General features: G+C 53.2%; 28 protein-coding genes, 1 tRNA gene and 1 other RNA gene. 18 read left to right on the top strand and 12 right to left on the bottom strand.

Translation table 11 applies throughout. The annotated features are described in order from the left end of the window. Positions 1-3: 3 nt before the first annotated feature. The 6 genes from WCI03_11460 to WCI03_11435 form a co-directional block, all read right to left on the bottom strand. Positions 4-80 (bottom strand) — tRNA-Asp (locus WCI03_11460). A gap of 83 nt (positions 81-163) precedes the next feature. Then, a complete protein-coding gene (locus WCI03_11455) occupies positions 164-1,009 on the bottom strand; it encodes an undecaprenyl-diphosphate phosphatase (protein ID MEI8140468.1) in 846 nt (281 codons plus the stop codon). A gap of 22 nt (positions 1,010-1,031) precedes the next feature. Continuing rightward, complete coding sequence (locus tag WCI03_11450; GenBank protein ID MEI8140467.1) at positions 1,032-2,060, bottom strand: KpsF/GutQ family sugar-phosphate isomerase; 1,029 nt, start codon at positions 2,058-2,060, stop codon at positions 1,032-1,034. Between the two features lie 36 nt (positions 2,061-2,096). Next, on the bottom strand, positions 2,097-3,191 hold the full coding sequence (gene leuB / locus WCI03_11445; GenBank protein MEI8140466.1) for a 3-isopropylmalate dehydrogenase: 1,095 nt from the start codon (positions 3,189-3,191) through the stop codon (positions 2,097-2,099). Positions 3,192-3,247: 56 nt separating this feature from the next. After that, positions 3,248-4,126 carry a polyprenyl synthetase family protein gene (locus tag WCI03_11440; protein ID MEI8140465.1) on the bottom strand — a complete coding sequence of 293 codons (879 nt, stop codon included), beginning with the start codon at positions 4,124-4,126 and terminating at the stop codon, positions 3,248-3,250. Between the two features lie 250 nt (positions 4,127-4,376). Beyond that, positions 4,377-5,582 (bottom strand): 6-phosphofructokinase, encoded by a 1,206-nt coding sequence (locus tag WCI03_11435; GenBank protein MEI8140464.1) that lies wholly within the window; start codon positions 5,580-5,582, stop codon positions 4,377-4,379. A gap of 177 nt (positions 5,583-5,759) precedes the next feature. On the opposite strand from WCI03_11435, the gene WCI03_11430 reads away from it, so the two are divergent. The 11 genes from WCI03_11430 to WCI03_11380 all read left to right on the top strand — a co-directional run bounded on the left by WCI03_11430 (position 5,760) and on the right by WCI03_11380 (position 15,315). Beyond that, entirely contained in the window at positions 5,760-6,575 is an 816-nt protein-coding gene (locus WCI03_11430; protein ID MEI8140463.1) for an AAA family ATPase, read from the top strand. A gap of 14 nt (positions 6,576-6,589) precedes the next feature. Then, positions 6,590-7,213, top strand: a complete 624-nt coding sequence (locus WCI03_11425; GenBank protein ID MEI8140462.1) for a hypothetical protein — start codon at positions 6,590-6,592, stop codon at positions 7,211-7,213. Positions 7,214-7,374: 161 nt separating this feature from the next. Beyond that, positions 7,375-7,554: non-coding RNA, 6S RNA (ssrS, locus tag WCI03_11420), on the top strand. Between the two features lie 21 nt (positions 7,555-7,575). Then, positions 7,576-8,910 (top strand): replication-associated recombination protein A, encoded by a 1,335-nt coding sequence (locus tag WCI03_11415; GenBank protein ID MEI8140461.1) that lies wholly within the window; start codon positions 7,576-7,578, stop codon positions 8,908-8,910. 32 nt (positions 8,911-8,942) lie between these two features. Beyond that, positions 8,943-9,509 carry a 5-formyltetrahydrofolate cyclo-ligase gene (locus WCI03_11410; GenBank protein MEI8140460.1) on the top strand — a complete coding sequence of 189 codons (567 nt, stop codon included), beginning with the start codon at positions 8,943-8,945 and terminating at the stop codon, positions 9,507-9,509. Between the two features lies 1 nt (position 9,510). Beyond that, positions 9,511-11,064: a ribonuclease Y gene (gene rny, locus WCI03_11405; GenBank protein ID MEI8140459.1), complete on the top strand. Its 1,554-nt coding sequence runs from the start codon at positions 9,511-9,513 to the stop codon at positions 11,062-11,064. Next, complete coding sequence (locus WCI03_11400) at positions 11,061-11,849, top strand: TIGR00282 family metallophosphoesterase (GenBank protein MEI8140458.1); 789 nt, start codon at positions 11,061-11,063, stop codon at positions 11,847-11,849. The genes rny and WCI03_11400 overlap by 4 nt, the downstream gene beginning before the upstream one ends. Further along, a complete protein-coding gene (xseA, locus tag WCI03_11395) occupies positions 11,846-13,117 on the top strand; it encodes an exodeoxyribonuclease VII large subunit (GenBank protein MEI8140457.1) in 1,272 nt (423 codons plus the stop codon). The genes WCI03_11400 and xseA overlap by 4 nt, the downstream gene beginning before the upstream one ends. Then, positions 13,095-13,403 (top strand): exodeoxyribonuclease VII small subunit, encoded by a 309-nt coding sequence (locus WCI03_11390; protein MEI8140456.1) that lies wholly within the window; start codon positions 13,095-13,097, stop codon positions 13,401-13,403. Before xseA ends, WCI03_11390 begins: the two co-directional genes overlap by 23 nt. Positions 13,404-13,420: 17 nt before the next feature. Beyond that, entirely contained in the window at positions 13,421-14,377 is a 957-nt protein-coding gene (locus WCI03_11385; GenBank protein MEI8140455.1) for an ABC transporter ATP-binding protein, read from the top strand. Beyond that, the gene (locus WCI03_11380; protein MEI8140454.1) at positions 14,350-15,315 is read left to right on the top strand and encodes an ABC transporter ATP-binding protein; all 966 of its coding nucleotides are present in this window, start codon (positions 14,350-14,352) and stop codon (positions 15,313-15,315) included. Before WCI03_11385 ends, WCI03_11380 begins: the two co-directional genes overlap by 28 nt. 71 nt (positions 15,316-15,386) lie before the next feature. Here WCI03_11380 and WCI03_11375 read toward each other — a convergent pair whose 3' ends face one another. The 5 genes from WCI03_11375 to pyrF all read right to left on the bottom strand — a co-directional run bounded on the left by WCI03_11375 (position 15,387) and on the right by pyrF (position 20,823). Beyond that, positions 15,387-15,767, bottom strand: coding sequence for a hypothetical protein (locus tag WCI03_11375; GenBank protein ID MEI8140453.1), 381 nt, complete (start codon positions 15,765-15,767; stop codon positions 15,387-15,389). Positions 15,768-15,927: 160 nt separating this feature from the next. Next, positions 15,928-18,831, bottom strand: a complete 2,904-nt coding sequence (locus WCI03_11370; GenBank protein MEI8140452.1) for a Ser-Thr-rich GPI-anchored membrane family protein — start codon at positions 18,829-18,831, stop codon at positions 15,928-15,930. Between the two features lie 176 nt (positions 18,832-19,007). Then, entirely contained in the window at positions 19,008-19,337 is a 330-nt protein-coding gene (locus WCI03_11365) for a DMT family protein (GenBank protein ID MEI8140451.1), read from the bottom strand. Next, positions 19,325-20,065, bottom strand: coding sequence for a 3'-5' exonuclease (locus WCI03_11360; protein ID MEI8140450.1), 741 nt, complete (start codon positions 20,063-20,065; stop codon positions 19,325-19,327). The genes WCI03_11365 and WCI03_11360 overlap by 13 nt, the downstream gene beginning before the upstream one ends. A 41-nt stretch (positions 20,066-20,106) precedes the next feature. Continuing rightward, positions 20,107-20,823, bottom strand: a complete 717-nt coding sequence (gene pyrF / locus WCI03_11355; protein MEI8140449.1) for an orotidine-5'-phosphate decarboxylase — start codon at positions 20,821-20,823, stop codon at positions 20,107-20,109. A gap of 180 nt (positions 20,824-21,003) precedes the next feature. Here pyrF and WCI03_11350 point away from each other — a divergent pair, with 180 nt between their 5' ends. The 7 genes from WCI03_11350 (at position 21,004) to WCI03_11320 (ending at position 26,222) form a co-directional block, all read left to right on the top strand. Next, positions 21,004-21,987 (top strand): Gfo/Idh/MocA family oxidoreductase, encoded by a 984-nt coding sequence (locus WCI03_11350; GenBank protein ID MEI8140448.1) that lies wholly within the window; start codon positions 21,004-21,006, stop codon positions 21,985-21,987. Positions 21,988-22,226: 239 nt separating this feature from the next. Beyond that, positions 22,227-23,270 carry an energy-coupling factor ABC transporter permease gene (locus WCI03_11345; GenBank protein MEI8140447.1) on the top strand — a complete coding sequence of 348 codons (1,044 nt, stop codon included), beginning with the start codon at positions 22,227-22,229 and terminating at the stop codon, positions 23,268-23,270. Between the two features lie 67 nt (positions 23,271-23,337). Next, positions 23,338-23,655 (top strand): metalloregulator ArsR/SmtB family transcription factor, encoded by a 318-nt coding sequence (locus WCI03_11340; GenBank protein ID MEI8140446.1) that lies wholly within the window; start codon positions 23,338-23,340, stop codon positions 23,653-23,655. 61 nt (positions 23,656-23,716) lie between these two features. Continuing rightward, positions 23,717-24,697, top strand: coding sequence for a permease (locus tag WCI03_11335; GenBank protein MEI8140445.1), 981 nt, complete (start codon positions 23,717-23,719; stop codon positions 24,695-24,697). A gap of 41 nt (positions 24,698-24,738) precedes the next feature. Continuing rightward, positions 24,739-24,972 carry a thioredoxin family protein gene (locus tag WCI03_11330; protein ID MEI8140444.1) on the top strand — a complete coding sequence of 78 codons (234 nt, stop codon included), beginning with the start codon at positions 24,739-24,741 and terminating at the stop codon, positions 24,970-24,972. Between the two features lie 5 nt (positions 24,973-24,977). After that, positions 24,978-25,490 (top strand): thioredoxin family protein, encoded by a 513-nt coding sequence (locus tag WCI03_11325; protein ID MEI8140443.1) that lies wholly within the window; start codon positions 24,978-24,980, stop codon positions 25,488-25,490. A 30-nt stretch (positions 25,491-25,520) separates the two neighbouring features. After that, positions 25,521-26,222 (top strand): cytochrome c biogenesis protein CcdA, encoded by a 702-nt coding sequence (locus WCI03_11320; GenBank protein MEI8140442.1) that lies wholly within the window; start codon positions 25,521-25,523, stop codon positions 26,220-26,222. A gap of 193 nt (positions 26,223-26,415) precedes the next feature. Here the strand turns inward: WCI03_11320 and WCI03_11315 are convergent, their stop codons facing one another. Beyond that, complete coding sequence (locus WCI03_11315) at positions 26,416-26,586, bottom strand: DUF6132 family protein (GenBank protein MEI8140441.1); 171 nt, start codon at positions 26,584-26,586, stop codon at positions 26,416-26,418. Positions 26,587-26,667: the final 81 nt, after the last annotated feature.

Raw genomic sequence — 26,667 nt, 5'->3', positions numbered from 1 at the left:
AACTGGCGGGGACGACGGGGCTCGAACCCGCGACCTCTGCCGTGACAGGGCAGCGCTCTAACCAATTGAGCTACGTCCCCCCCTTGAAAACAGCTGCGCATAGTGTCCGAAGTTTCTTTCAAATTCAACAAAAAAAGAAAAAACTTTTCGGGACGGATCCGGCCTAGTGCCAAATCAGGAATCCGGCCACAACTATGGCGATGGCAATCCGGTAATACCCGAAGAGTGAAAGGGGATGTTTCTGAAGATAGCTGACCAGCCATTTCACCGCCACGGCGGCTGACACAAAGGCTGTGATCAGGCCTACCAACGGCGCCTGCCACCCATAGGTGGACAGGATGTCGCCGCCATATTTCAAGGTGTCAAGGGCGGTCGCTGCGCTTAAGGTGAGCAGGCCAAGAAGAAAGCTGAACTCCACTGCCGCCACCAGGGAAAGTCCTGCCCAGAGTCCCCCCAGGATGGTTGCCAGACTGCGGCTGACGCCCGGCCACATCGCAAGGATCTGGACGGTCCCGATCACTAACGCCATCTTCCAGGTGAGTTCCGCCAGAGACTTGGTTGACACGGCCCGGCTGTTTGACTTGCTGCGTCTCCATTCGATAACGAGAATCACTACGCCGCCGACCAGCCAGGCGGCAACCACCGGCCATAATCCCATTTCCCCGCCGCCAAAAAGATTCTTTTTAATCCATTTTTCCAGAGTGAGGCCTGCGATGACGGCCGGCAAAAAAGCGGTTAATACATTGATTCCCAGCCGGAGCCCTTCAGGATTCTTGCCGATCAGCCCTTCGGCAATGCCCCGGAGTCGACGGAAATACAGCCCTGCAACGGCTAGAATGGCGCCTGCTTGAATACAGATGGCGTAAGCATCAGCGGCATCCCTGGTGGAGGCCGTCTGGCCGATGTTCATGAGTTTCATGGTCAGGAGCAGATGTCCTGTTGAACTGACAGGAAGGTATTCTGTTACGCCTTCAACAATCCCGAGAATCGCCGCTTGAAGTAGATCCATAGTGAACAAGCCTTTAGGGACTCTACATGATCTTGAGTTTGGGCAGATCTTGAATATCGACAGCGCCGACGAGTTTGTTTTGCTCATCAACCACAAGAAGATCATCAATGTTGTGTTTCTCGAAGAGCTGCAACACGTCTGCGGCCAGGCCATCGGCCTTGACCATGATGGGCTTGCGGGTCATGAGCGCCGAAACCGGCATATTGACGATGTCCGGATAATGCGGCAGATGCCGGCGAAGATCCCCGTCGGTAAAGATGCCCAGCACGTGGCCCGCTTTGTCAAGTACGCCCGCCGATCCGCTGCGGCCCTTGGTCATGGCCAGAATGACGTCCTTGATTTTGGCGTTGGACGGTACTGAGGCCACGCGGTTTCCCTTGCGCATGATATCTGAAACCCTGAGCAGGAGGGTGCGTCCAATGGCGCCTGCGGGGTGGCGCTTGGCGTAATCTTCAAGCTTGAAGCCGCGCGTATCCAGCAACACCATGGCCAGGGCATCGCCCACGGCTAACGTCGCGGTGGTGCTGGTGGTTGGTGCCATATTGAAGGGGCATGCTTCGCGATCCACTGCAACCGAGATGGTTTCATCGCTCAATTTAGCCATGGAACTGTGAGGTTTCCCGGTCAGGGAGATGACCTTGATGCCGAAGCGGCGAACAAGAGGCAGGAGATTGAGGATCTCCTCAGATTCACCGCTATAGCTGAGTGCCAGCAGGATATCGGTCGGTGCCAGAATGCCCAAATCACCATGCATGGCCTGAATTGGATTCAGAAAGACGCTGGTGGTGCCGGTGCTGGCCAGTGTGGCGGAAATCTTTTCGCCGATATGGAGGTTTTTACCCACCCCGGTGACCACCACTTTCCCACCCGCCTGCGTGGCCTGGATGATCATGTCGACGGCTTTGGTGAAACAGGAATCCAGATCGCGTTGAACTTTTTGAAGTCCTTCAATTTCCATCTGAATGACATCCCGGCCGCGACGAATGGAGTCCGCTGCCTTTTGGACAGGCGGGACCTGTGATTTTTTTGGAGCAGTGGAACGGGTTTTCATGGGCATCAGTCCAGACGTCGTGTTGCGGTTTTTTGGTCAGTTTTCGAGAATGGCCTCGGTAATGGCCGTTCCCATTTCCGCAGTTCCCACCACGGTTTGGGAGGCATTCGTGGTGATATCCTTCGTGCGGAACCCTTGAGCCAGAACGTCTTCGACGGCTTTCTCAATCGCCCTGGCGCCCTCCTCGAGGTGAAGGGTGTGGCGAAGCATCAGGGCCGCCGAGAGGATTTGGGCGATCGGGTTAGCAATGCCTTTCCCGGCGATATCCGGTGCGGACCCACCCGCAGGCTCATAGAGGCCAAACCCGGTCTCGTTCAGGCTTGCAGAGGGTAGCATTCCCAGTGAACCCGACAGCATCGCGCACTCATCACTGATGATGTCCCCGAACATGTTGGGGCAAAGCATGACGTCGAATTGCTGGGGGGATCGCACCAATTGCATGGCGGCATTGTCAACATACATATGCTGGAGGGTTACGTCTGGATAGGAAAGCCCGATCCCGGTAACCACTTCGCGCCAGAGCACCATGGTGGTGAGTACATTGGCCTTGTCAATGGAGGTTACTTTTTTGCGGCGGTTGCGAGCCATCTCGAACGCCATGTGTGTCACCCGTTCGATTTCATGGCGGGTATAGGCCATGGTATCAAAAGCCCGTTCGCTTGGGCCTGAGCCTTCCCGGCCCTTGGGTTGGCCGAAATAGACGTCACCTGTCAGTTCCCGGACACAGAGGATATCAAATCCTGCAGGACATAAGTCCGGTCGGATAGGTGAGCAGGGAAGCATGGAGGTGGGTAGTTTGGCCGGACGCAAGTTGCAGAACAGTCCAAAATGTTTTCGGAGAGGCAGTAGTGCGCCTCGTTCTGGCTGTTGGGCTGGCGGTAGCTTTTCCCATTTCGGGCCCCCAACGGAGCCGAAGAGAATGGCCTTGCTGGCTTCGCAGGTTTTGAGCGTGCTCTCAGGGAGCGCGTTTCCGTGCCGGTCAATGGCTGCACCACCGACATCGGCATGAGTGAATTTCAGGTTAAAGTCGAACCGTTTCTGGATGGCCCCAAGGACTTTCAGTCCCTGTTCCATGACTTCCGGGCCAATTCCGTCACCGCTTAATACTGCAATTTGGGTCGTGTTGCTCATAGGGGGAGGATGATGCCGAGAGCGGGGAAGGGTGTCAAGTCAGAGGTCAGTGGAGATTATGATACAAATTTATCAATAACGGGGCCCATATCGGCTGTCAAATACTGATTCCATGCGGCTTGAATGGGGGGCCAGGGGGCCAAAAGAGTCCGCGAACTTTGGTGGAGGTCACGAATGCATTGATGCGTCCGCGCTTTTTCAGTGTTTATGGCAGACACCGAGGTGAGTTTGCCGCGTGCTGCATCCTGCCCCAGATCCTTGCCATCGCGTATCGATCCCCCTGAAGCATCCATCAGGTCGTCGGCCATTTGGAACGCCGTACCAATTTGGTAGCCAGCCTCCAATAAAGCGTCTGCCCGTTTACCGGGGGTGCTATCCGCGGCATTTGCAGCAAAGGCGAACAGCGAGCCGGTTTTCCGCCTGATCATGGAGACGCTCTTTTCCCAGTTACCAGGGACGCCACGTGTGATCAGTTCCTGTTCGACCTCGGCATCGCACATTTCCGCAGACAAATTGACCAGCATTCCACCCACCCGCCTGTTTTCAATTTCTTCAAGCATTTGGACGGCTTTACAGATCATGAGGTCGCCGAGCAGAATGGCGCCGGAAATGCTCTTTTCCTTCCAGAAGGTTGGGGCTCCGCGGCGCAATACCCCGCCGTCAACCACATCGTCATGTAGAAGACTGGCGGCATGCACCATTTCTACGGCGGCCGCAGCCCGAACCAGATCATCGTATTTTGCGCCACTTACCGCGCCAAGGGTCATGGTCAGTTTCGCTCTCAGCATTTTGCCGCCCCCGATGACCATGGAAATCTCCTTGATCATCGGTGCCACCGAGGTGGTGCGGAGGCTGTCAATCATCTTGCTCCGGACATCACTCAAATCGACCCGGGTCAAAACTGATTTATTATCAGGCGAAACAACTGCATTCATGGCTGCGATTTATACAGAGGACCACTAGTCATGGTCAACGGAATTGATCGGATGAAAAAAAGAAAACAGGAAACGTCTATTCGATCAGATAGTTGTGGGCATGTATAAACAAATTGATCAAGCACTACTTTGTGTATCCTATAGTTGGATCATGTAGCTGGAAGCAAAAGAGCATAATGAATGATGAAGAGTGGGAAGCCGAGGATACACCTTCCGGTACATCCTCGGTTTCATTGTGTTACTGACGGCCTTAGGCTTTTTTGACTTTCACGCCTTTGAAGCGACCGATTTTAGGCAGTTTTCCAACGATCGGACGGGCGTAGTCAAAGAACGCCTGCGTGACATCATTTCCCTTCTTGTTGATGAAGTTATCCGGCACGTGGCGGGTTTCCTTGGAAACGCTGGCCAGGGGGACGCGCTCAAAATACACCGCATACTTCTTGCCGGGTTTGCGGCGGATGGCGATAGAGCCGCTGGGTTCCTTGCCTTTGAGGGCTTCCTTGACCGCCAGTATGCCGACCGTGCGGGCTTCCTTGGCATCCACCTCCGATACGATGCCGGGGAATGAACGCTGCAGGTAACCGAAGGTATCGGCACGGACGCGGGTAATGGAGGTGCGATTTTTGATCTCCGTGGCTAACAGGTCTCCCAGGGCGCCGGTGCCACTGAGTTGCACATTGCCATGGGAATCGACTTCCTTGGAGAACTTGGCCGCGATGAGGGTGCCATCCGCATCGGAAATACCTTCTGAGACAGCGATGACGCAGCGCCCGAGCTTCTTGTAGACGGCCTCGACATCCTTCGTGAACTTATCCATGGAGAATGGGCGTTCAGGCATGTAAATCAAGTTCGGGCCATCATCTGGATAGACGCGGGCGAGGGCGGCGGCGGCGGTCAGAAAGCCCGCGTTGCGGCCCATGATGATGTTAATTTTTACGCCGGGCAGGGCGCGGCAGTCCAGATTATCACCCATCATGGCGGTGGCCACAAACTTGGCGGCACTTCCAAAGCCGGGTGTGTGGTCATTTTCGCGCAGGTCGTTATCAATCGTTTTGGGGATGTGATAACAGCGTAGATCGTAACCGACCTTTTGGGCCTGCTCATTAATGATGTGAGTGGCTTCGGCGGAGTCGTTCCCGCCAATGTAGAAGTAATACCGGATATTATACTTCTTGAGGATGGCGAAAACCTTGGCGCATTCTGCGTCGGTCGGTTTTTTGCGGGCGGAACCGAGGGCGGACGCGGGGGTAATGGCAACCTGCTCAAGGGTTTTGGTGCTTTCTTTGCGGAGGTCAATGAAGTCTTCCGCAAGAATCCCCTTCATACCATGCAGCGCGCCATAGATATTGCCGATTTCTTTCATCTTCTTGGCTTGCAGAATTGCACCCACGAGGCTTTGGTTGATCACTACTGTAGGACCACCGCTTTGACCGATTAACATATTTCCCTTAGCCATGTTCATGTCTCCTTTTATAGTGTAAAAATTATAGTGTAAAAATCGGTCGGTAATCTGTCACAGCAGGAGAGGGGGATCAAGATGAAAGTCTGCTCCGAGGGGATCATCGTCGTTCTTGACTCTGCTTGGTGCGCCGTGTGATATTTGATCCGTAACTTCTAAAACTTGGAACTCACGATGTATAGAGAATTCTACAGTCTGAAAGAAAACCCCTTCAACGTCACGAGTGATCCCAGTTTCCTTTACCTCAGCCCGACGCATGTGGAAGCCTTGGATCATCTCCGCTATGGCATTGAACAGAGGAAAGGGTTTCTGACAATTACGGGTGAGATCGGTGCGGGTAAAACCACCCTCTGCCGCGCCCTGATCAATCGCCTCGATTCAAAGGTCAAGGTGGCATTTATTCTCAATGCGGTGCTGCCTGAAATTCAACTTCTGGAAGCCATTGTCGAGGATTTTGGTATCACCGTCGAGAAACGCACCAAGGGGGCACTGATCAAGAAGATTAATAAGTTTCTCCTGGAACAACTTTCGCTGGGCAACAATGCCGTGTTGATTATTGATGAAGCTCAGAATATGCGGTTTTCGGCCCTTGAGACCGTCCGGATGCTCTCCAATCTAGAAACGGAAAAAGAGAAACTTCTTCAGATTGTTCTGGTCGGCCAGCCCCAGTTGAAGGATAAGTTGAATGCACCTGAGTTGGTTCAGCTCAAGCAGCGTATTGCCGTTAGATTTCACATCCGGGCGTTGAATGAGCTTGAAGTTGCGGACTACATTCCCCACCGGCTTGCGATTGCAGGATCGCAGGGAAGAGTCGTCTTCAGCGATTCTGCCATTAAGGCCATTTTTACCCATACTGGCGGGGTCCCGAGGCTTATCAATATCCTGGCCGACAAGGCACTCCTGCGAGGATTTGTTCAGGAAACCTTCACGTTGGATCACAATCATATCCAGGCCTGCATCAAGGAACTGGAGGGAGAGTCACTCGCCTGATTGGCATTACCCCCATGAGCACTATTAGCGATGCATTAAAGAAGGCTCAAAATCAACGACAGGGGGGCGCTCCCGTTGCTCCCCCGGTCGTCACGCCCGAACCTCCCCGAGAGACTGGGCCGCGGCATTCAAAACCTTATCCGGAACCGCTCCGTTCGTCGGGCCAGCCGAGTTTCATTCTGATTCTGGTAAGTGTCGTGATCGTGTTGGGAATTGTTTTATATTTTCTGCGTGGTACCACCGTGACTGTGTCCATGAATCCCACTAGCGAAATCGTGGGCAAGACTGAAGTTCCTGTTCAGGTCGCCATCCACTCCGACATTCCCCCAGCACCCCCAAGGCCGGAGGTGGCTGATTCCAGTGTGCCTGTCGCGGTAGAGCAGTTCACGGATGATAAACCGGTTCAAGTCACGCCCCCGGTTAAAGAGGTAGCTCAGCCGGTTCGTCCCAAGGTGATCCGCATGGATGTCCCTGTTCTTGGCGGAACCTTCTATTCCGAGAAAAATCCAGTGGCGATCATCAGCGGTTCTGCCATGAAGGAAGGTGAAATGGTTGGCGCTTATCAGGTTGTAAGAATATTACCTGAAAGCGTTACATTGAAGTGCGATGGCGAAGAAATCGTGCTCAGGCTGAAATGACCTATATCCCAGTTCGACGTCCTGTCGACGCGGCTCAGGTGTTCATAAATCGTGATTCGGTTCGATGGTTTAGGGTTTGCATTGCTTGACGGAGTGAATGTAGAAGCGCTATTATATAGACGTAGAGAGAGGATGTTGTGGGGTAAGATTAAATATTTAAATTTGCCCTGCCTTACTCGTGTATGGGCTGAAATCTCTAACCCGATATTATGAATCCGGGAGTTTGAATAGTGTGGCACCCGCAAGCCCGTCTAGTACGGGATTTGGAACCCACATGATAAAGCTCCCACCTCAATGACTGAGGCTTGGAGATCGTGCCCCTACGGTAAGGTGGGGTTTTTTTTCTAGAGGATGTCGGGTAAATGGATCTTTTCGAGAGTGAACAGTCGGGAGATGTGATGCGTTTGCAGCCGCTGGCGGCCCGTATGCGCCCTCGAACTTTGGATGATGTTATCGGCCAGGATCATATCCTTGGTAAAGGCAAGCTGTTACGGCGATCCATTGAAGCAGACCGTTTGGGCAGCATCATTCTCTATGGTCCTCCGGGATGCGGCAAAACTTCGATTGCCGAAGCCATCGCCTCCGTTACAAGCCGTCGTTTTGAACGCACCAGCGGGGTTCTTGCCAACGTTGCTTCCCTACGTGCCCTTCTCGCCGCTGCCGATCACCGGAAAAAGGCGGATGGCATCGAAACCATTCTGTTTATTGATGAGATCCATCATTTTAGCAAGTCCCAGCAGGATATTCTCCTGCCGCATGTTGAAGATGGGACTGTAACCCTGATCGGGGCTACGACGCACAATCCCTTCTTTTTCATTAACAGTCCATTAACCTCGCGCTCCCAGGTTTTTCAGCTCAATCCGGTATCCGAAGAGGCTATCATTACGATCCTGAAACGGGCACTGGTGGATGAGCGGGGGTTGGGGGGACGTTCTACAGAAGTGGATCCAGAGGCTTTAGCGCATCTGGCCAGGGTCTGTGAAGGGGATGTGCGGCGTGCCCTTAACGCCCTGGATATCGCCGTGATGTCAACTCCTCCAAATGACCAGTATCGGGTTCATGTCACCGCCGCTATCATGGAAGAGTCTGTTCAGAAAAAGGCCGTGGTTTATGATCGCGATGAGGACGGACATCACGACACCATTTCCGCATTTATTAAGAGTGTGCGGGGTTCCGATCCCAATGCGGCGATCTATTGGTTAGCCAAAATGATTTATGCGGGTGAAGATCCGCGGTTTATTGCACGTCGTTTAGTGATTTTGGCCTCTGAAGATATTGGGAACGCCGATCCGCGCGGACTGATGATCGCGACCTCTGCCATGGATGCGGTGGCGTTTGTAGGAATGCCTGAGGGCCGTATTATTCTGGCACAGGCAACAATCTATCTCGCCACGGCTCCGAAAAGCAATGCTTCCTATCTTGCGATTGATGCTGCACTTGCCGATGTAGAGAAGGGGCGGGTTTTGCCGGTTCCGGACCATTTACGCAGTGCCAGCTATAAGGGAGCTGAGAAACTGGGGCATGTCGGCTATAAATATGCCCATGATTTTGAAGGACATTTTGTGGATCAGGAATATATGCCCACGTCCGCAGTCTATTATACACCCACCAAGGCGGGCTATGAGGATGTGATCGGAAAACGGATGGTTGAATGGAATGCGAGACGGGCGAGCGATCATTCTGAAAAGAAGAGTTAAACTACGAAACGCGCAGATGGTACGAAAATAACATGCTGACAAAAGATTCCATTCGAAATGTGATGCGAAAGCGGCGGGCAAGTCTTGAGGCCGGTTGGGTGTTGACTCAAAGCCGTTACATCACGGCGCGGGTGCTGGTTCTGCCGGAATTTCAGCGTGCTGAAGTGGTTCTTGGCTATTTGTCGTTACCGGGGGAAGTGAACGTTGAGGGCATTCTGGCGGCCGCGTGGAAGGCGGGAAAGCGTGTGGCGGTTCCTGCGGTGCGGGATGACGGGGAGTATATGCCCGCCTGGCTGACGCCGAACGAATCGCTGACCCATGGCGGGTTCAATGTGCGGCAGCCGGTGGCGCCTTTTTGGGCTAAACCGGATGCCTACGGGCTGGTGGTGGTTCCCGGTGTGGCTTTCGCGGCCAATGGAGCCCGACTTGGACATGGAAAAGGATTTTATGACCGGATGCTGGCCCGGTTGGGCACAAAAGTGCTCAACAAGGTCGGGGTCTGTTTTTCATTTCAATTGGCGCCGGAATTGCCGGTGACCGAGACGGATGTGGGAATGGATGTGGTGGTGACGGAAGATCAGGTTTATCGAAAGGGATGAAATGGAACTGTTTATTGCCGTTGTAATAGCGGTTGTTGTCGGGTTGGCCATGGGGTATGGCATAAGAACATGGATGAGTTCTGTCCGGTCGAGTCAGACCGAACAGGATGCCCATCAGCTTTTGAAAGATGCCAGGAAGGATGCGGAAAATCTTTTGAAAGAGGGGGCTTTACAAATCAAGGCGGATGCGCTGAAAGTTCGTGAGGAGTTTGAGCTCTCGACTAAAACGCGCCGCGAGGAATTAATGGCGCTGGATAATCGCATTGCCCAGCGTGAAATTAACTTTGACCGGAAAGTCGCGCTTATTGATAAAAAGGAACGGGCGCTCGAACAAAGGACCAGTGAGGTTGAAAAACAGGCCTCGGAGTTTGATAAAAGTCGAGTCGAATTGAATCGGCTCATCGATGAAAATAAGACCAAGCTTCAACGGATTGCCGGGATGACGGAAGCGGAGGCGCGCGCCACCCTGCTGGCCCGAGTTGAGGCTGAAGTTCATAATGAGGTGGGGGGCTTGATCCGGCGTATGCAGGCTGAGGCCCGGGATACGGCTGAACGGGAGGCCCAGAAAATTGTTACCCTGGCTGTTCAACGTTATGCCGCCAGCCATGCTTCGGAAATGATGACATGTAGTGTGGCCTTGCCGAATGATGAGATGAAGGGGCGTATTATCGGGCGTGAAGGACGCAACATCAGGGCGTTGGAAGCTGCCACAGGGATTAATCTTCTGGTGGATGATACCCCCGAAGCAGTCGTGATTTCAGGGTTCGATCCTGTCCGTCGTGAAGTGGCCCGGATCTCTTTGGAGCGACTCATTCAGGATGGGCGCATCCATCCGGCCCGGATCGAAGAGGTGGTGACCAAGACGCGGGAAGAAATGGATGAGCGCATTCGAGTCGCCGGGGAGGAAGCCATTTTTAAGTTGGGAATCCAGAGCTTTGAGCCCGAACTGATTCGCACTTTGGGGCGGCTTAAATTCCGGAGCAGTTATTCCCAGAATGTGTTGATGCATTCTATTGAGGTGGCCCAATTAATGGGGGTGATGGCGGCGGAGTTGGGGCTGGATGTGTCGTTGGCCAAACGGATCGGTTTGTTGCATGACATTGGGAAGGCTCTGGATCACGACATTGAGGGGAGTCATGCGGTGATCGGGGCGGATCTGCTTCGACGCCTGGGGGAACCGGCGGTGGTGGTGAATGCCGTGGCAGCTCACCATGATGACGTACCTGGGGAGAGCCTCTATGCGATTCTGGCGGCGGCAGGGGATGCCATTTCGGCCTCTAGGCCCGGGGCGCGAGCGGAAACTACCGAGATCTATATTAAGCGTCTGGAAAAGCTTGAGGCGATCGCCGATGGTTTCCCGGGCGTGGAGAAGAGTTACGCGATTCAGGCTGGACGTGAAGTCCGGGTGGTGGTGCAGCCAGAAAAAGTGAACGAGCATGAAGCCATGTCCATGGCTCGGAACATCTGCAAAAAAATCGAAAGCGATTTACAGTACCCTGGCCAGATCCGCGTCATGGTTGTACGTGAAACCCGCTCGGTGGAGTATGCCCGATGATTGTATTAATGGTGGGCGATATGGTTGGGGGGCCGGGGCGCAAGATCTTCGCAAGGATTGCGGGCCGGATGAAGCAGGATGGTCAGGTGGATCTGATTGTTGCCAATGCCGAAAATTCGGCGGGGGGCAAAGGAACCAGCCGGATTATTGCCGGCGAATTGTTTGATGCCGGGGCCGATGTCCTGACCATGGGTGACCATATGTGGGATCAGAAGGATATCATCCCTTATTTGGAGGTTGAGAAACGGATTATTCGTCCTGCAAATTTCGCGCCGGGTTGCCCGGGGCGTGGTGTGGTGACTGTGGATACCCCAAAGGGCCGTGTCACAGTGATCAGCCTGATTGGTCGAGTATTCATGCCCCCCATGGACTGTCCGTTTCGCACCGTGGATACGCTGTTAAGCAAGGAGCCGAACATGGGGAAGGTGATTCTGGTTGATTTCCATGCTGAGGCGACCTCTGAAAAAATCGCCATGGGGCGCCATCTTGACGGGCGGGTGAGTGCGGTGGTGGGAACCCATACCCATGTTCAGACGTCTGATGAAGTTATTCTTCCCAAAAAGACGGCGTATCTGACCGATCTGGGGATGACGGGGCCGAAAGACTCCATTATCGGGCGGGATTATGTTTCGGTGATGGGTAAGTTTATTACCGGAATGCCGTCAAAATTCGAAATTGCCGAGGGTAATGTGGCGTTGGAAGGGGCGTTGATTGATGTGGATGAGGCCACGGGGCGAGCCCGGAAAATCACACGTATTCGGGAGTTTCTGGATCATCCAAAATGAATCCTGCCGTTTTCACTGTAACCGAATTAACGAAGCAGATTCGTCGTCTCATTGAGGGGAATTTCGGGGCTGTAACCGTTGAGGGCGAACTTTCCAACGTACGGATACCGCCTTCAGGTCACTGCTATTTCACTATTAAGGATGAGGCCGCACAACTTCGCGGGGTGATCTGGCGTAGCGATATGCGGGGATTACTGTTTGTGCCGCGGGACGGCATGCGCGTGCGAGCTCATGGTGCCTTGACCGTTTATGATCGTGACGGCAGCTACCAGATAGCGGTTCGCCGGATGGAAGAAGGCGGGAAGGGCTCACTCCAGGCCGCCTTCGAGGCCTTGAAGAAGAAATTGGCGGCAGAGGGGCTGTTTGATGTGGATCGAAAGCGCAAACTGCCCCTGTTGCCTCAACATATTGGCGTGGTCACGTCACCGACTGGTGCTGCTATCCGGGATATACTGAATGTCCTGTGCCGCCGGTTTCCCAATTTGCACGTGGTCATTGCGCCAGCCCGGGTGCAGGGAATCGGGGCGGCCGAGGAGATTGCCGCAGCAATTGATTTACTCAACAAGATGGGTACGGTTGAGGTGATGATTGTCGGACGAGGCGGGGGGAGCCTCGAAGATCTCTGGTGCTTCAATGAGGAGATTGTGGCTCGAGCTATCGTTCGCTCGGATATCCCGGTTATTTCGGCGGTGGGCCATGAGACGGATTTTACGATTTGTGATTTTGTGGCCGATCTCCGGGCGGCCACCCCGTCAGCGGCGGCTGAGATCGTGGTGGGGCGCAAGGATGAATTTTTGGAGACACTCCGGACCCAGTCCCGGTTGATGACGCGGCTTCTGAAGCATTCTTTGCTTGAGGTGAAAAGTCGATTTAAGGCTGCGTCATGCAGTTATGTGTTCAGGGAACCGGGCAATGCCGCACGGGTGTATCGGCAACGACTGGAGCGATTGCAAACCCAGACACGCCATGCCCTTGAACGGCAGTTCAGGGAGGGACAGCAGCAGACTGACGATTTAGGAGTGCGGATGACGCACTCGCTCAAGCTGGTGTTTGCAAGTCGGGTTCAGCAGGTACATGGATTGGAGCGGCAACTGAATGCCTTCAATCCGCTGGCGGTATTGAAGCGCGGATACAGCATCACGTTTAATGCTGAGGGCCGGGCCATCCGGCGTGCGGTTGACGTTAAGCCGGGTGAACGGGTTTTAACCAAAGTGGGCGAAGGTGAATTTACATCAGAGGTGACTCATGGCGAAAAAGAAAACGGATGAACAGGCAGTGGGGACGGAAAACATCGGTTTTGAGAAGGCGCTGGCCCGGCTCGAAACGATTGTCGAGGAGATGGAGAGCGGGACGCTGAGCCTGGAAGACATGATGAAGCGATTTGAGGAAGGCCAGGCATTGGTGAAACTCTGCTCTGGAAAATTAAATCAGGTCGAGCGACGTATCGAGATCCTGGTTAAGGAAGGAGAATCCGTAACAGCGGAACCTTTTGCGGACAGTGCGGCCCCAGCCGAAGAGCCTGCTGACGAACCCGGTAATGGCCTGCCATTCTGATGATTTCCTCGGACCCAATGCTTTCTGTCTCTGATCTGAAGATCTCGTTTTCTTCAGATGAAGGAACCATTCGTGCTGTGGATGGGGTGGATCTGGTTGTGAATGAAAACGAGACTGTGGCATTGGTCGGGGAAAGCGGCTGCGGGAAGAGTCTGACTGCGCTGGCTCTGGCGCGGTTGGTTACCGGGCCAGGGCTAAGTTTGACTGGAGCGATTCGGGTGGCAGGCGAGGATATTCTGGCGATGCCGGAATCACGGTTGAGAGCCATTCGCGGCGCTACGCTCTCTTATATTTTCCAAGATCCATCTTCCTCACTCAACCCTGTTTTGCGAGTGGGCGATCAGATCGCTGAAGTCATTCGGCTCCATCGGAAGGTGCCCCATGTTACGGCCGAAATCGTCCGGTTGATGCATTTGGTGGGACTGCCAAATCCCGAATCGCGCCGTAAGGCCTATCCGCATGAGTTTAGCGGGGGGATGCAGCAGCGTGTGATGATTGCCATGGCACTGGCGTGTCAGCCCCGTATGCTCGTGGCGGATGAGCCGACTACTGCTTTGGATGTGACCATTCAGGCTCAAATTTTCACACTGCTCCGTGAGCTTCAATTGCAGTTAAAGATGGCTGTGCTTTTGATCACCCATAATCTGGGGTTAGTGGCCAGCAATGCGGCGCGCGTATACGTGATGTATTGCGGGCAGGTTGTGGAGTCCGGTTCAGTTGAGGAGGTGCTTGGCCATGCGGCGCATCCCTATACGAAGGGCTTGCTGGCGGCGGTTCCGCGTCTGAACAGGCCCGTGGAAAGGATGAAGGGGATTGAGGGATCTGTGCCGCATCCTGCCCGCCTCCCTGCGGGTTGCCGGTTTCATCCCCGATGTCCTTTTGCGGGTGAGGTATGTCGGCAGAAAGAGCCGGTTATGGAAAGTGTGAAGGAAGGACACAGCGTGCGATGTCATTATTGGAAGCAACTGGCGTAACCGTCCGTTATCACGGTCATGATGAACAGGGCAGGCGCCAATTATGGGCGGCTGTCGATGGCGTTTCCCTCACCTTGGCGCAGGGAGAACGTGTAGGGATTATTGGCGAAAGTGGGTCTGGCAAAACGACGCTGGGGAAAGCGTTACTGGGAATTGAGCCGGTGGCGCAGGGAACCATTTTATTCCGCGGCCAGAATGTGCATGGTCTCAAAGGTCAGGCATTGGAAACCTTCCGGCGAGGTGCCCAGATGATTTTCCAGGATCCAATGGGGGCCTTGAATCCGCGTATGACGATTGGGGCGACGTTGGGTGAGGTGTTGTCAGTTCATAAACTTGCCACCAGTGTGGAGCGGCCCGCTAGAATCAACGAACTTCTGCAGCAGGTGGGGCTGGATAACGGTTATACCCGGCGTTATCCCCATGAATTCAGTGGGGGACAGCGGCAGAGGATTGGCATTGCTCGGGCGCTTGCCTTAAATCCATACTTACTGGTGGCAGATGAGCCGGTATCCGCGTTGGATGTATCGGTGCAGGCTCAAATTCTCAATCTGATCCGTGATTTAAGTGAGGCGCGGCATATGGCCGTGTTGTTGGTGGCTCACGATCTAGCCGTGGTCAATTATGTGTGCCAACGGGTGTTGATCATGTACAAGGGGCAGGTAGTTGAGGAGGGGGTGGCACAAGAGGTGTTCCGGAATCCGCGCCATCCTTATACGCAGATGTTGAAGTCATCCGTACCTGATCCTGATGACATCCGAAAACCTTTGGATATTGAACCTGGTTCTGCTACCGATCCGGCCCTACAGCCAATGTTTAAGCACGCTGAAGGCTGTCCCTTCGCTCCGCGATGCGTTCAGGCCAAGGAGAAATGTTTCACTGAAAAACCGGGCTCTCGGGAAGCCGATTCGGGATGGCATGTAAGGTGCCATTTCGCGTAAGGAGTATCCAGAATCCAGAATCCAGAAATCGGAATGACTTCTGAATTCTGAATCCTGACTACTTTTGATAATTATTTTGCTGGCGTGGTATCGACTTTTTCGATGGTGGTGATGGTTTTGAAGGCGCGGACGGTTTTGCCCTTCTTTTCCATGCTGTAGCCGTCGCCGGTCACTTTGACTTTGGTGCCGGCGAATTCTTCGACTTTCCCCTTGGGTAGGCGTACTTCCTTGCCATCTTCATCGACGAGGTTGTACCACGTCATCATGGGCGTGCCGTCTTTTTTCTTGTTTTCACATTTGGTCACGGTACCCACAATGGTCATATCCTGAGTCACGAGTTCCTTGGCGGGCTTCGGGGCTGCTTTTTCGGCCGGGGCGGCGGCCTCTTCAGCCAATGCTCCCGTTACAGCCAATGCGAATACTGCCAATGCGATCGAATATACTTTCTTCATTTTAGCTCCTATTGTTTTGAATATCTGCCTCCGATCGCCATGTGGCGCTCGTAATTAAAGCAAATCTTTAAGAGAATATAATTGCTAATATAGATTATGCAATAACAAATTTACGATCCATAAAGAGTGCCCTTTGATTTGGTAGGGCGGGATGTAATTGCTAAGGCGCCACCTGGACGCCAATCCGGTAGAAGCCGGTTTGTTCGACCGTGTGGACGGTGTCGGTATACACGCCGGTTGTGATGTTGTTGGTCATCGGAGCAAAGGGGGTGGTTAATAGGTTGGTAGCCCAGTTAACGGAATAGGTACGGCCAGTTACAGCCGACCAGATTATTATGGGTGCGTTTACGGCATTCCAAGTGTTGGAAACATTCAGGACTGATGAGCTTTGCGTGGGACAGGTCCCGGCGATCCATTCTTCCCAGGCTTTCATTCCGTCGCTATCAGTGTCGCTCAATGCCGCTGCATCTGTTGGGTCAAGGCTGTTGTCAACAAGCCACGATAGCGGGGTATTGTTGGTAACGTAATTAATATCCTCCGGGTACCCAATCACTTCAACATCATCCAGGCATACCCCGTACCCGTATTTTGCATTCCCTGCAAAGCCAATCGTATAATTAGTCCCAGGATTCGGTAGGGCGATTGTTCGTTGAGTCCAACTGGCAACCGAATTGGAATAGCCCGCAATCCAGACCCATGATCCGGCTTCATTGGTTTTGATCAATATATTCAGGAAATCCTGATCGGATTCCCATGACGTCATGCAATGCCAGAATCTGAGTACCGCCCCGGTGCAGCCGCTTGCATTGAGGATGGGCGTTGAAAGAATGCAGATGTCTGAGTCAGTCGTTTCGTCGTATAGGCAGGCGTTATAGCTCCCTGAGTGTGCGCTTGATGGATACCAATAGCCAGTCCATCCCCCAGGTTGGAATTTCCAGTTGTTTGTGCAGGCAAGATTTGTTTGTGACCAATTAACTGGTAACGAAGGGCTGGCGTCAAAATTCTCAAATAGATTGGTTGTTGGGGGCACTACGGTTATTGAAAAGGGCCCATCACTTCGGTCCCAGACACCGGTTTGCGTCAGGCTGGATATGTGAACTTTGAAGTTTGTGGAACTGAGCATTGGATTCGTGATGTTCCAGGAATAGGTGCCGGTATTGGTTAAATTATTGGCAATGGTGCTATAGCGGCCTTCGCCTCTGAATAGTTCAACCTTAACATTACCAACCGCATTCGTTCCACTTGTCCAGCGGATCGTATTGGTTTGCCCTTTGTACCAGAGCTCCCCGCCGTTGGGGATCTTGACGAAAATGCCTGAGGCTTGCGCCACTGTTCCTGTCACGAAATATTGACCGATACTCCCATAGGAGGTGTAACCGCTTGGGGAGGAATTGGTCGGATTACCAGCTCCACTATTCGAGATAAATAGATAAAACTTCCCGGCCGCAGGGGATGCGTAATTGATGACGGCTTGAGTTGTGTCGCTGGGGTTATTTGAAGCCACAAGCGCTCCTAAGCTATTATACAGTCGTGCGTTGATGTCGAGATTGCCCCCGTATGAGCTATTGGCGCAGCGATAGGGAAACACGGTTAGGCTCATGGAACCAATCCCGGCAAAGAATGCGAGCACATCGACGTCGGTGTTACTGGTGATGATGCCTGAAGAAATAATGGTTTCATTACTGGCTGTAAGAAGTGTTGCAACTGAATTGGTGTTGCCGTGGTCATCTGTGCGATAGGGTACTTTTGCCGAGATAATGGCCAGATCATCTTCAGGATTATTGGCTAGATAATATTCGCCTTTCGACCATTGGGTGACATTCTTTCCATACCCTGCGCCCATAATGGGAGCCCAGGATATGTCGCCGGATCCGTGGCCCCAGTAATAGGCTCCGTCTGGTAGGGTGGTGCCATCGTGGCTCAGTCCCATATTATGGCCAAGTTCATGAGAAATGGCTTCAGCCGTGGAGGAATAACTGGCACTGGTGTCCCCCAGGGGCAACACAAAGGCGGGTGAATAACAGCCGGAGGTATTGTAAGAATAATTAACATTTCCGAAGCCGGGAGAGATATAGGCATATCCGCCATAGCCAAAATGGGGACAGTGGATTCCGTGGGCATCTATTTCTGGTGTGATCAGCGCATGCCCGGTAGTGGAGGTCCAACGGGTCGGCTGCTCGGTGGTAACGTCAATATTAAAGGGAGCGTAATCTTCGGACACACGCTCCCAAATCCTGATGATGCACTCCTGCTCAGTAACACTGAAGGTGTTGGTGTTGCCGTCGATATCAAACGGAAGACAGTCCCAGCGCGGTACCAAGAATTTGGTGTCTGAATTCCAAGCGGTGTTAGTGATGACGTGTCCGTTGAAATCCAGGAACAGAACGTTGGTGACCCCTGGCTTGCTATGTCTTATCGGAGGCGAAGCGATGGGGACTTCCGCCAGAATTCCCGGGATAGGAATGGCGGGTGAGGTCCTTCCTGCTGAAAAAATGTAGTTAAGGTTATTTTTCGGAATATAGGCGGGGGATTTATCGGTGGACGCTGAAACGGGTGCTGTTCCTGTTGCGGGGGTGTTGGAGAAAGTGCAGGCATAGTAGACCATGCCACGCTTATCCACATGGAGGGACTGTAAGTCATTGATGTGAAAAGTTAACTCAGTGAGTCTGGCGATAGCCTCGACTTGGATTGGGGGGGGGAGGGCTTCCAATTCTGTCCGCAAAGGACTGGTTGGCAAGTCAGCCGCAACAAATGTGATGCCGCCACCGAACAGAGTGCGCTGGATCTTAATTCCCTGCTGGGCAATCGTTAAAGAGGGTGTCCCGGTTGAGGTGACCGGAATAATCTGATTTTGGGGTGGAGAAACTGCCGGGATTGTCGTGACTGTCTGAATGGAAACATTTGCAGAAGGTGTTGATGCAATCGCTGGAGCATTCATGAGGATAGCCACCTGCTTCGGGGCGTTTTTCGCAATTGTGCGCGGGGTGAAAAAATACAAAACAACCATAATGGTGGCAATAGCCACACTTAACCCCGATAGTAAGTAAAAAACCCACCGTTTCATGGATGTATTTCAATGCTCTTTCATAAGCAGGTATTGTACCACATATCTGCGATTCCTAGAGAATAAGGCAGCAAAAAGAGGGAGTCTAGCAGCCTGTCGCAAGTTCCCCGGCTCAGCCGGAGGCTTCGCCCTACCTTAAGAAATATCGTGTATTTGGGTAGGGCGAAGCCTCCGGTCTACCACTTGTGAAAGACAAAAAAGACGGCCGCAATAATCAGGCTGAAACCGACCAGATAGTTCCACTTGAATTCTTCTTTCAGATACAGCACGGAGAAGACCATAAATATGATCAGGGTAATGACTTCCTGGATGGTTTTGAGTTGGGCACCATTGAACTGTCCATAGCCATAGCGATTGGCCGGCACTTGGAAACAATATTCAAAAAAGGCGATGCTCCAACTGACCATGATGGCCATCCATAGAGGAGAGCTTTTATATTTCAAATGCCCGTACCAGGCAAAAGTCATGAAAATGTTGGATATGGCCAGAAGTACTATGGTTTGCATGTTGGGGTTTCTCTGGGAAGCTTCTTGAGGCGGTGATGTTCGAAGAAGTAGACCCCTCCCGTGATATGTGTGAGCGCTTTCACCGTGGCGTCCTGAGGCAATTTCTGGAATCCCTTCATTACCAACAGAGTCAAAAATTCGCAGTCATATAGAGCGGAGTGAAAGCGGTTGTTACGGAGAGTGCCGTCCGGCAGGGAGGTATCGGTTATGGTGTGTTCCTCATGGTTCGGAGTCAGGCTTGCCGTCAGATTTTGTAGGCTGAAGCTTCTTTGCTCCGGATGCCATACCTTGCACAAGGGGATGGTATCCAGGATGGGGGTGGCGGGGAAGGAGAGTTGGTTGCGGATTAACTCCTCGGCGATAAAGGCATGGTCAAAGCGGGCATTATGGGCCAGAAGGATGGTATTGCTTGCGAACGCGGAAAATTCGGGAAATACGCTTGAAAAAGGGGGGGCGTTAGAAACCAGGGCCGGTGTGATCCCGTGAATGCCCTGGACTTCCCAGGGGATGGGAATGTCAGGTTTGATCAGCCAGTTGCGACGCTCAAGGATTTCCCCGTTACGGAACTTGATAGCACCAATTTCCAGAATGCGCGATTGCCGGGCTAGCAAACCGGTCGTCTCAACGTCAAAGACGACGAAGGTGGCGTTAGTGAGCGGCTGGTCAAGCCAGGCATTGGGGTCTGCGTAAACTGTTTCGGCCACTAATTGAAATGACATTGCCAGCATAAGCCAAACCTTGAGTGTTAGGTATTGCATGGTTGCATAGGCTAGCGCGACTTCGCCTGCCAGGCGCGATCGATTTCCATTTGGATGGCTCGTGCGGCCTGAGAGGGGTCAGCCGCTTCGACAATGGGACGTCCTACCACCAGGTAGGTAGAGCCAGCATCCACCGCCAGGGTGGGGGTGGCCACGCGCTTTTGATCGCCCACATCGGCACCGGAGGGGCGGATGCCGGGGGTTACGAGTATAGGGCTGTTCCCAAAGCGTTGGCGCAGGGCGGGCGCTTCGTGTACGGATGTGACAACGCCATCAATCCCGCATGCGAGGGCCATTTCGGTCAGTGCCAGCGCCTGGGCCGAGACGGTACGATTAATGCCGAGATCAATGAAATCGTCCTGATTCAGGCTGGTCAGGGTGGTCACGGCAACGAGATGCGGGCGGTTGGGGCCAAAGGCCGCGGCGGCCGCGGCGGCGGCCTGAAGCATGGCGCGGCCCCCAATCGCATGAACGGTGATCAGGTTGACGCCCAGTTTGGCGGCGGAGGTCACGGCATTGGCGACGGTGCGGGGAATATCATGCAATTTCAGGTCGAGAAAAATCTTCTTATCGCGGGAAGAGATGATGTTAAGGACCGCCGGGCCCTCTGCTGTGAAAAGCTCGAGTCCCACCTTGAACCAGGTCAATTCGGCGGGAAGTTTGTTCATCAGGGGGCTAACCTCATCTGCGGAGGGGACATCAACAGCAAGAATAATTTCCGGTTTCATGATTCCAATTCCTTTTCAGATATAAAATGTGTTAAAAATTCTAACAATACAAGAGGTTGCTTTCGAGCTATTTCGGAATAATTGCATTCAAGGAATGTTATTGGTTATCGGCTAATTATTATCCGGTAACAAATAACGAATAACGATGAACGCGGCCATATGTGGCAAAAAGGAAGTTAAATGAAGCCGATAAGATGGGGAATTTTGGGACCGGGTAAAATAGCGCGGAAATTTGCCATCGGGCTGCAGTCTGTGCCGGATGCGCGGCTGGTGGCGGTTGCGTCAAAAACGGCAGGGCGTGCGGCGGCCTTTGCCGCTGAGTTTAATGCCCCTCATGTGTATGACAATTATGAGGCCATGGTAGCGGATCCTGAGGTGGATGTTGTGTATGTGGCCACCCCGCACCCCCTGCACCACGAGGCGGCAATGCTCTGTATGAAAGCAAAAAAAGCCGTGCTTTGTGAGAAGCCTTTTACCCTCAATGAGCGGGATAGTCAGGAGCTGATCGACTGTGCCCGGCGTGAGAATGTGTTTCTGATGGAGGCGATGTGGACCCGGTTTCTGCCCCACATGGTAAAGGTACGCGAGTGGCTGGCACAGGGTGTGATCGGGGAACCGCGGATGGTGATGGCTGACTTTGGTTTCCGGACGGACTGGGATCCCGAAGGCCGGGCGTTGAACCTGCAATTGGGCGGGGGGGCCTTGCTGGACGTGGGGATTTATCCCTTGTCTCTGGCATCAATGGTATTTGGTGGTGCACCCGTGAAGGTGACAGGCCAATGTCATCTGGGCGAGACCGGGGTCGATGAGCAGTCGGCCATGGTGTTATCCTATCAGCGGGGAGCCTTGGCTGTTTTGACTTGTGCCGTGAGAACCCACACGCCTCATGAAGCGCGGATTCTAGGCACGGAAGGTTCAATTTATATGCCCGGCTTCTGGCACTTGACTGATGTGACGCTGACGATCCCTGGAAAAAGCTCTGAAACGGTGACTCCGGTGAAAGTGGGGAATGGATATAACTATGAGGCGGTTGAGGTCGGCCGTTGTTTACGCGCCGGGCTTAAGGAAAGTCCCGTGATGCCGTTATCCGAAACCATATCTACTATGCGGACCATGGATGAGTTGCGTCGGCAATGGGGCCTGGTCTATCCACAGGAGAAGTGATTTACACCATGACCGCCGTTTGAGGATCCAGGGAAAGGGTTGGCGCCATTGCCTTAATGAAAAATCCCCACACAAACCCAGAAGCGCCTAGTAGAGTTCGATGCAGAACTGATAGACATGGACGCCTTGGGCTATTTGCGATGCCAGCCCAAAAATGAACCGGGTCGAATAATTTCTGCAATATAGTGCCATTGGCTGGGATTCAATGTAAATTTATAGACCGAAAAGGGGATTGTATTATGCATATGGCGGATGCGTTGATTTCCCCTGCCGTAGGCGGGGCGATGTGGGCGGTCACAGCGGGGTTGATGGCGTGGTGTGCGCGGAAGGTCAAGGAGGCTCGTGAAGACCGGCTGGTTCCGTTGATGGGGGTCCTGGGTGCTTTTATTTTCACGGCCCAGATGATTAATTTTTCGATTCCCGGCACGGGGTCCAGTGGACATTTGGGGGGCGGGCTGATTTTGGCGATTATGCTGGGCCCCTATGCGGCGTTCCTGGTGATTGCGTCGGTGTTGACTGTGCAGGCGTTGTTATTTGCCGATGGCGGCCTGTTGGCGTTGGGTTGCAATGTTTTCAACCTTGGGTTCTTTCCGTCATTTATTGCCTATCCATTGTTCTATCAACTCATTGCCGGGAAAGACCGGGTGGGCGCCCGGGCCTGGTGTGCGTCCTTGGCGGCGGCAGTACTGGGCTTACAACTTGGGGCTTTGGGTGTGGTTGTAGAAACGAAAATGTCGGGTATTGCCGAATTGCCTTTCAAAACCTTTGTTTTGATCATGCAACCCATTCATTTGGCGATCGGAATCGTTGAGGGGCTTACGACTGCGACGGTTGTTGCGTTTGTGGCCCGTGCCCGGCCTGAGGCCATGGAGTTGGGCATCTGTGGACAGAAGGGGCGTTTGGGGCCAGTGTTAGTCGGATTCCTGGCGGTGGCGGCGATTCTTGGAGGGCTGACTAGTTGGTTTGCTTCCACGCATCCCGATGGATTGGAATGGTCGATCGAAAAAATTAGCGGGAAAGAGGAAGTGGCTGGCTCCCAAGATAGTGTGCATGCACGATTGGCGGGGGTTCAGGCTAAAACCGCATTATTGCCGGACTATGGTTTCAAGGGGGCACAAGCAGAGCCTTTTTCAGGAGTGCAAACTGCGGCGGTTGAGGACACCTGGCCAGTCGTGAAGGCAGGAACCTCAGTTGCGGGAATTGTCGGTGGGTTGGTGACCCTGGCCCTGACGCTGCTGATCGGCGTTGTCCTTAAAGCGCATATGGGGCTGAAAAAAGATTAACTACGAAACACGCGAAGGGGCGAAAAATATTTTGACGATATGCATATATTTGCATATTGTATGAGTCATGAATTACCAGCAAGCGAAAGTGCGGGCGGATATCCTTAAGGCATTGGCGCATCCGGTGCGAATCATGATCATCAACGCTCTAGTAGATGGAGCCCGATGCGTCTGTGAGTTAAATAAGTTGGCGGAAATAGACCAATCCGGTTTATCGCGGCATCTGGCCATCCTGAAGAAGGCCGGGATCCTGAGTGACCGGCGTGAAGGCATGAAGGTGTTTTACCATCTTGAAACCCCCTGTATCCTCAAGGCCTTTGAATGCGCCGTGGACGTGGTTCGGGCTGATGCCAAACGCAGAACCGAACACTTGAAAGGGGAATGATGTGAATACGGGACATGTAATTCGAAATATATGGCCGTCACTGGTTCTTAAGGGTGCGGGACTGCTCCTGATTTGGGGTGTGGCGTACTGGAATCTGGAGTTATTTTCAGGCTGGATAACGTATGGGGTATTGGGTTTGCCGCAGGGTAATCACTTTAGCACCGCGTTTCAGTTTTTTATATTTGAGACACCCAAGGTCTTGATGCTGCTTACACTGATTGTGTTTGTGGTGGGTATTATCCGCTCATTTTTCACCCCTGAACGGACGCGCCGGATTCTGGCGGGGAAACGCGAATCGGTGGGTAATGTCCTGGCCGCGCTGTTAGGTATTGTGACGCCGTTCTGCTCCTGTTCGGCTGTGCCACTCTTTATAGGTTTTGTGACAGCAGGGATTCCGCTTGGCGTGACGCTGTCATTCCTGATTTCGGCACCCATGGTCAACGAGATCGCGCTGGTTTTGCTCTTTGGGATGTTTGGATGGAAGGTGGCCGCTATCTATCTGGGTATGGGGCTGATCATCGCCATGGTCGCTGGCTGGGTCATCGGTCGTTTAAAGATGGAGCGCCATGTTGAGGACTGGGTTTACGCAACAGGACTATCGGCGGGTCTTGAAGAGGAACAGCTCGATATTGCCGCGCGTATCCAGCTTGGTCGCGATGCTGTGCGGGATATTGTGGGTAAGGTGTGGCTCTATGTCATGATCGGTATTGCTGTGGGCGCAGGCATTCATGGGTATGTGCCGGCAAATGCCATGGCGTCATTCATGGGCAAAGGAGCCTGGTGGAGTGTTCCGCTTGCGGTGGTCATTGGGGTGCCGATGTATTCCAACGCGGCGGGTATTATTCCCATTGTGCAGGCGTTGTTGGGCAAAGGTGCAGCGTTGGGAACGGTGTTGGCGTTCATGATGGCGGTGATTGCCCTTTCCCTGCCGGAGGCAATCATTCTGCGCAAAGTGCTTAAACCCCGATTGCTCGCGGCGTTTTTCGGGGTGGTGGCGATTGGGATCATGGCGGTTGGATATTTATTCAATTTTATCATGTAGCAGAAGAGAAACGGCCTCACGCGAAGGCTCGAAAGGGAAATATGAAGAAAATACAAATACTGGGCACGGGTTGTTCGAAATGCAAAACGCTGCTGGCCAATGCGGAAGAGGCGGTCAAGGCACTGGACATTGAGGCCACTATTGAGAAGGTGGACAAGATTCAGGATATTATGAAGTTTGGAGTGATGACGACCCCGGCGTTGGTGGTGGATGGTGTGGTGAAGAGTGCCGGCAAGGTGTTGAGTGCGGACGAAATTAAGAAATTCTTGGGATGATAAATATGACGGAAATAAACGAAAAAAAAACCAATGACGCGGCCTGTGGATGCGGAGGCGGAAGTTGCTGCAGTGGGCCGGGAAAATGGATTTGGATCATTATGGCTCTGGCTGTGGCTGGAGTGTTGATTGTAAAGCACTCCCCTAAACATGATGCCCCCAGCACACCAGTAGCGAGTGTCACCCCTTCTGCTGTTCTGGCGAGCGGCACCAACGCTGTGACGCAAGAGAAAGCACTGCCTCGCTTGGTTGATCTGGGCGCAGGGAAATGCATTCCCTGCAAGATGATGGCGCCCATTCTGGATGACCTCAAGAAGACGCTTGCGGGTAAGCTGGACGTCCAATTTATTGATGTATGGGAAAACCCGGATGCAGGGAAGAAATACGGGATTAACGTGATCCCGACGCAAATCTTCTATGACGCGCAGGGGAAGGAATTATTTCGGCACGAAGGATTTTTCGGGAAAGAAGATATTCTGGGCAAGTGGAGGGAGCTTGCGGTAGATCTGACGATGTGAATAGCCTGCCTAATAGAGTGGAGATAGATAATGTTTGAGCAATTATTTACTGCACTGTCACATGCGGTCGAAGGATCGGCGGCGGTCGCGTTGGGGGCTGCCTTTGTGTGGGGTGTACTCAGTATTCTGCTCAGTCCCTGCCATTTGGCGAGTATCCCGCTAATTGTGGGGTTCATCGATAAGCAAGGGCGGATTACCATGCGGCGGGCATTCGCCATCTCGCTTCTGTTTGCGGCGGGAATTCTCATCACAATTGGTGTGATCGGCGCTATGACGGCGGGGGCCGGCCGGATGCTGGGGGATGTCGGACGCTGGGGAAACTACGCGGTGGCTGTTATTTTTTTCATCGTCGGGCTCTACCTGCTCGATGCCATCCGCCTGCCCATGCCGGGGGCGGCCCAACCTGGCATGAAACGCAAGGGGATGTTTGCGGCGTTTATTTTGGGACTTGTGTTTGGTATAGCACTTGGTCCCTGTACGTTCGCCTATATGGCCCCGATACTGGCCGTGTCGTTCAAATTCGCTGCGACCAATCTGACCTACGGGATTTTGCTGCTTTTGTTGTACGGGGTGGGGCACTGTGCGGTCATTGTGTTGGCAGGCACATTCACCGAGGTGGTTCAGCACTATCTGGATTGGAATGAGAAATCCAGGGGCGCAGTGATATTGAAGAAGGTTTGTGGAGTATTGGTACTCTTGGGCGGCTTGTACTTGCTCTATACGGCGAAATAGTTACGGGAGTATGCCGCACAGGGAACCGAGGCGAAGAAAGCCGTGCTGGAGCGGTGGCGCTGGAGCAGTTACCTCGGTTACGCAGGGCTCGGTCCCCGAGAGGATCGCATCAACTACCGGTGGTTGTCGCTGATGGGGTGCCATACCGTTTGGGGGAACCAGGCGGCTTATCGCAACTATGTGGAGTCTATTTTTAGTGTTTGCCCATCACGGCTATTGCTAAGCCCACTACGACGCCGTAAATCGTGCTGATCCACGGGTTTGAGGTGATAGGGCAGGTCCCTGTGGAGCACCCTATGAAACGATACACCGCATATCCCAAAACACCACCAATCAGTGCACCAATAACCAGTCTGATAATCATGTTAAACCTCCTTAATAATGCTGTGTAAACCTGCGATTCAGACACTGGGGAGGGGCTCGGGGGGTGCCAACCCTGACCGTT

Source organism: bacterium, from assembly GCA_037143175.1.
In the GTDB taxonomy this organism is placed as follows: Bacteria; Verrucomicrobiota; Kiritimatiellia; order CAIKKV01; family CAITUY01; genus JAABPW01.
This window is presented reverse-complemented; position numbering and strand designations above follow the sequence as displayed.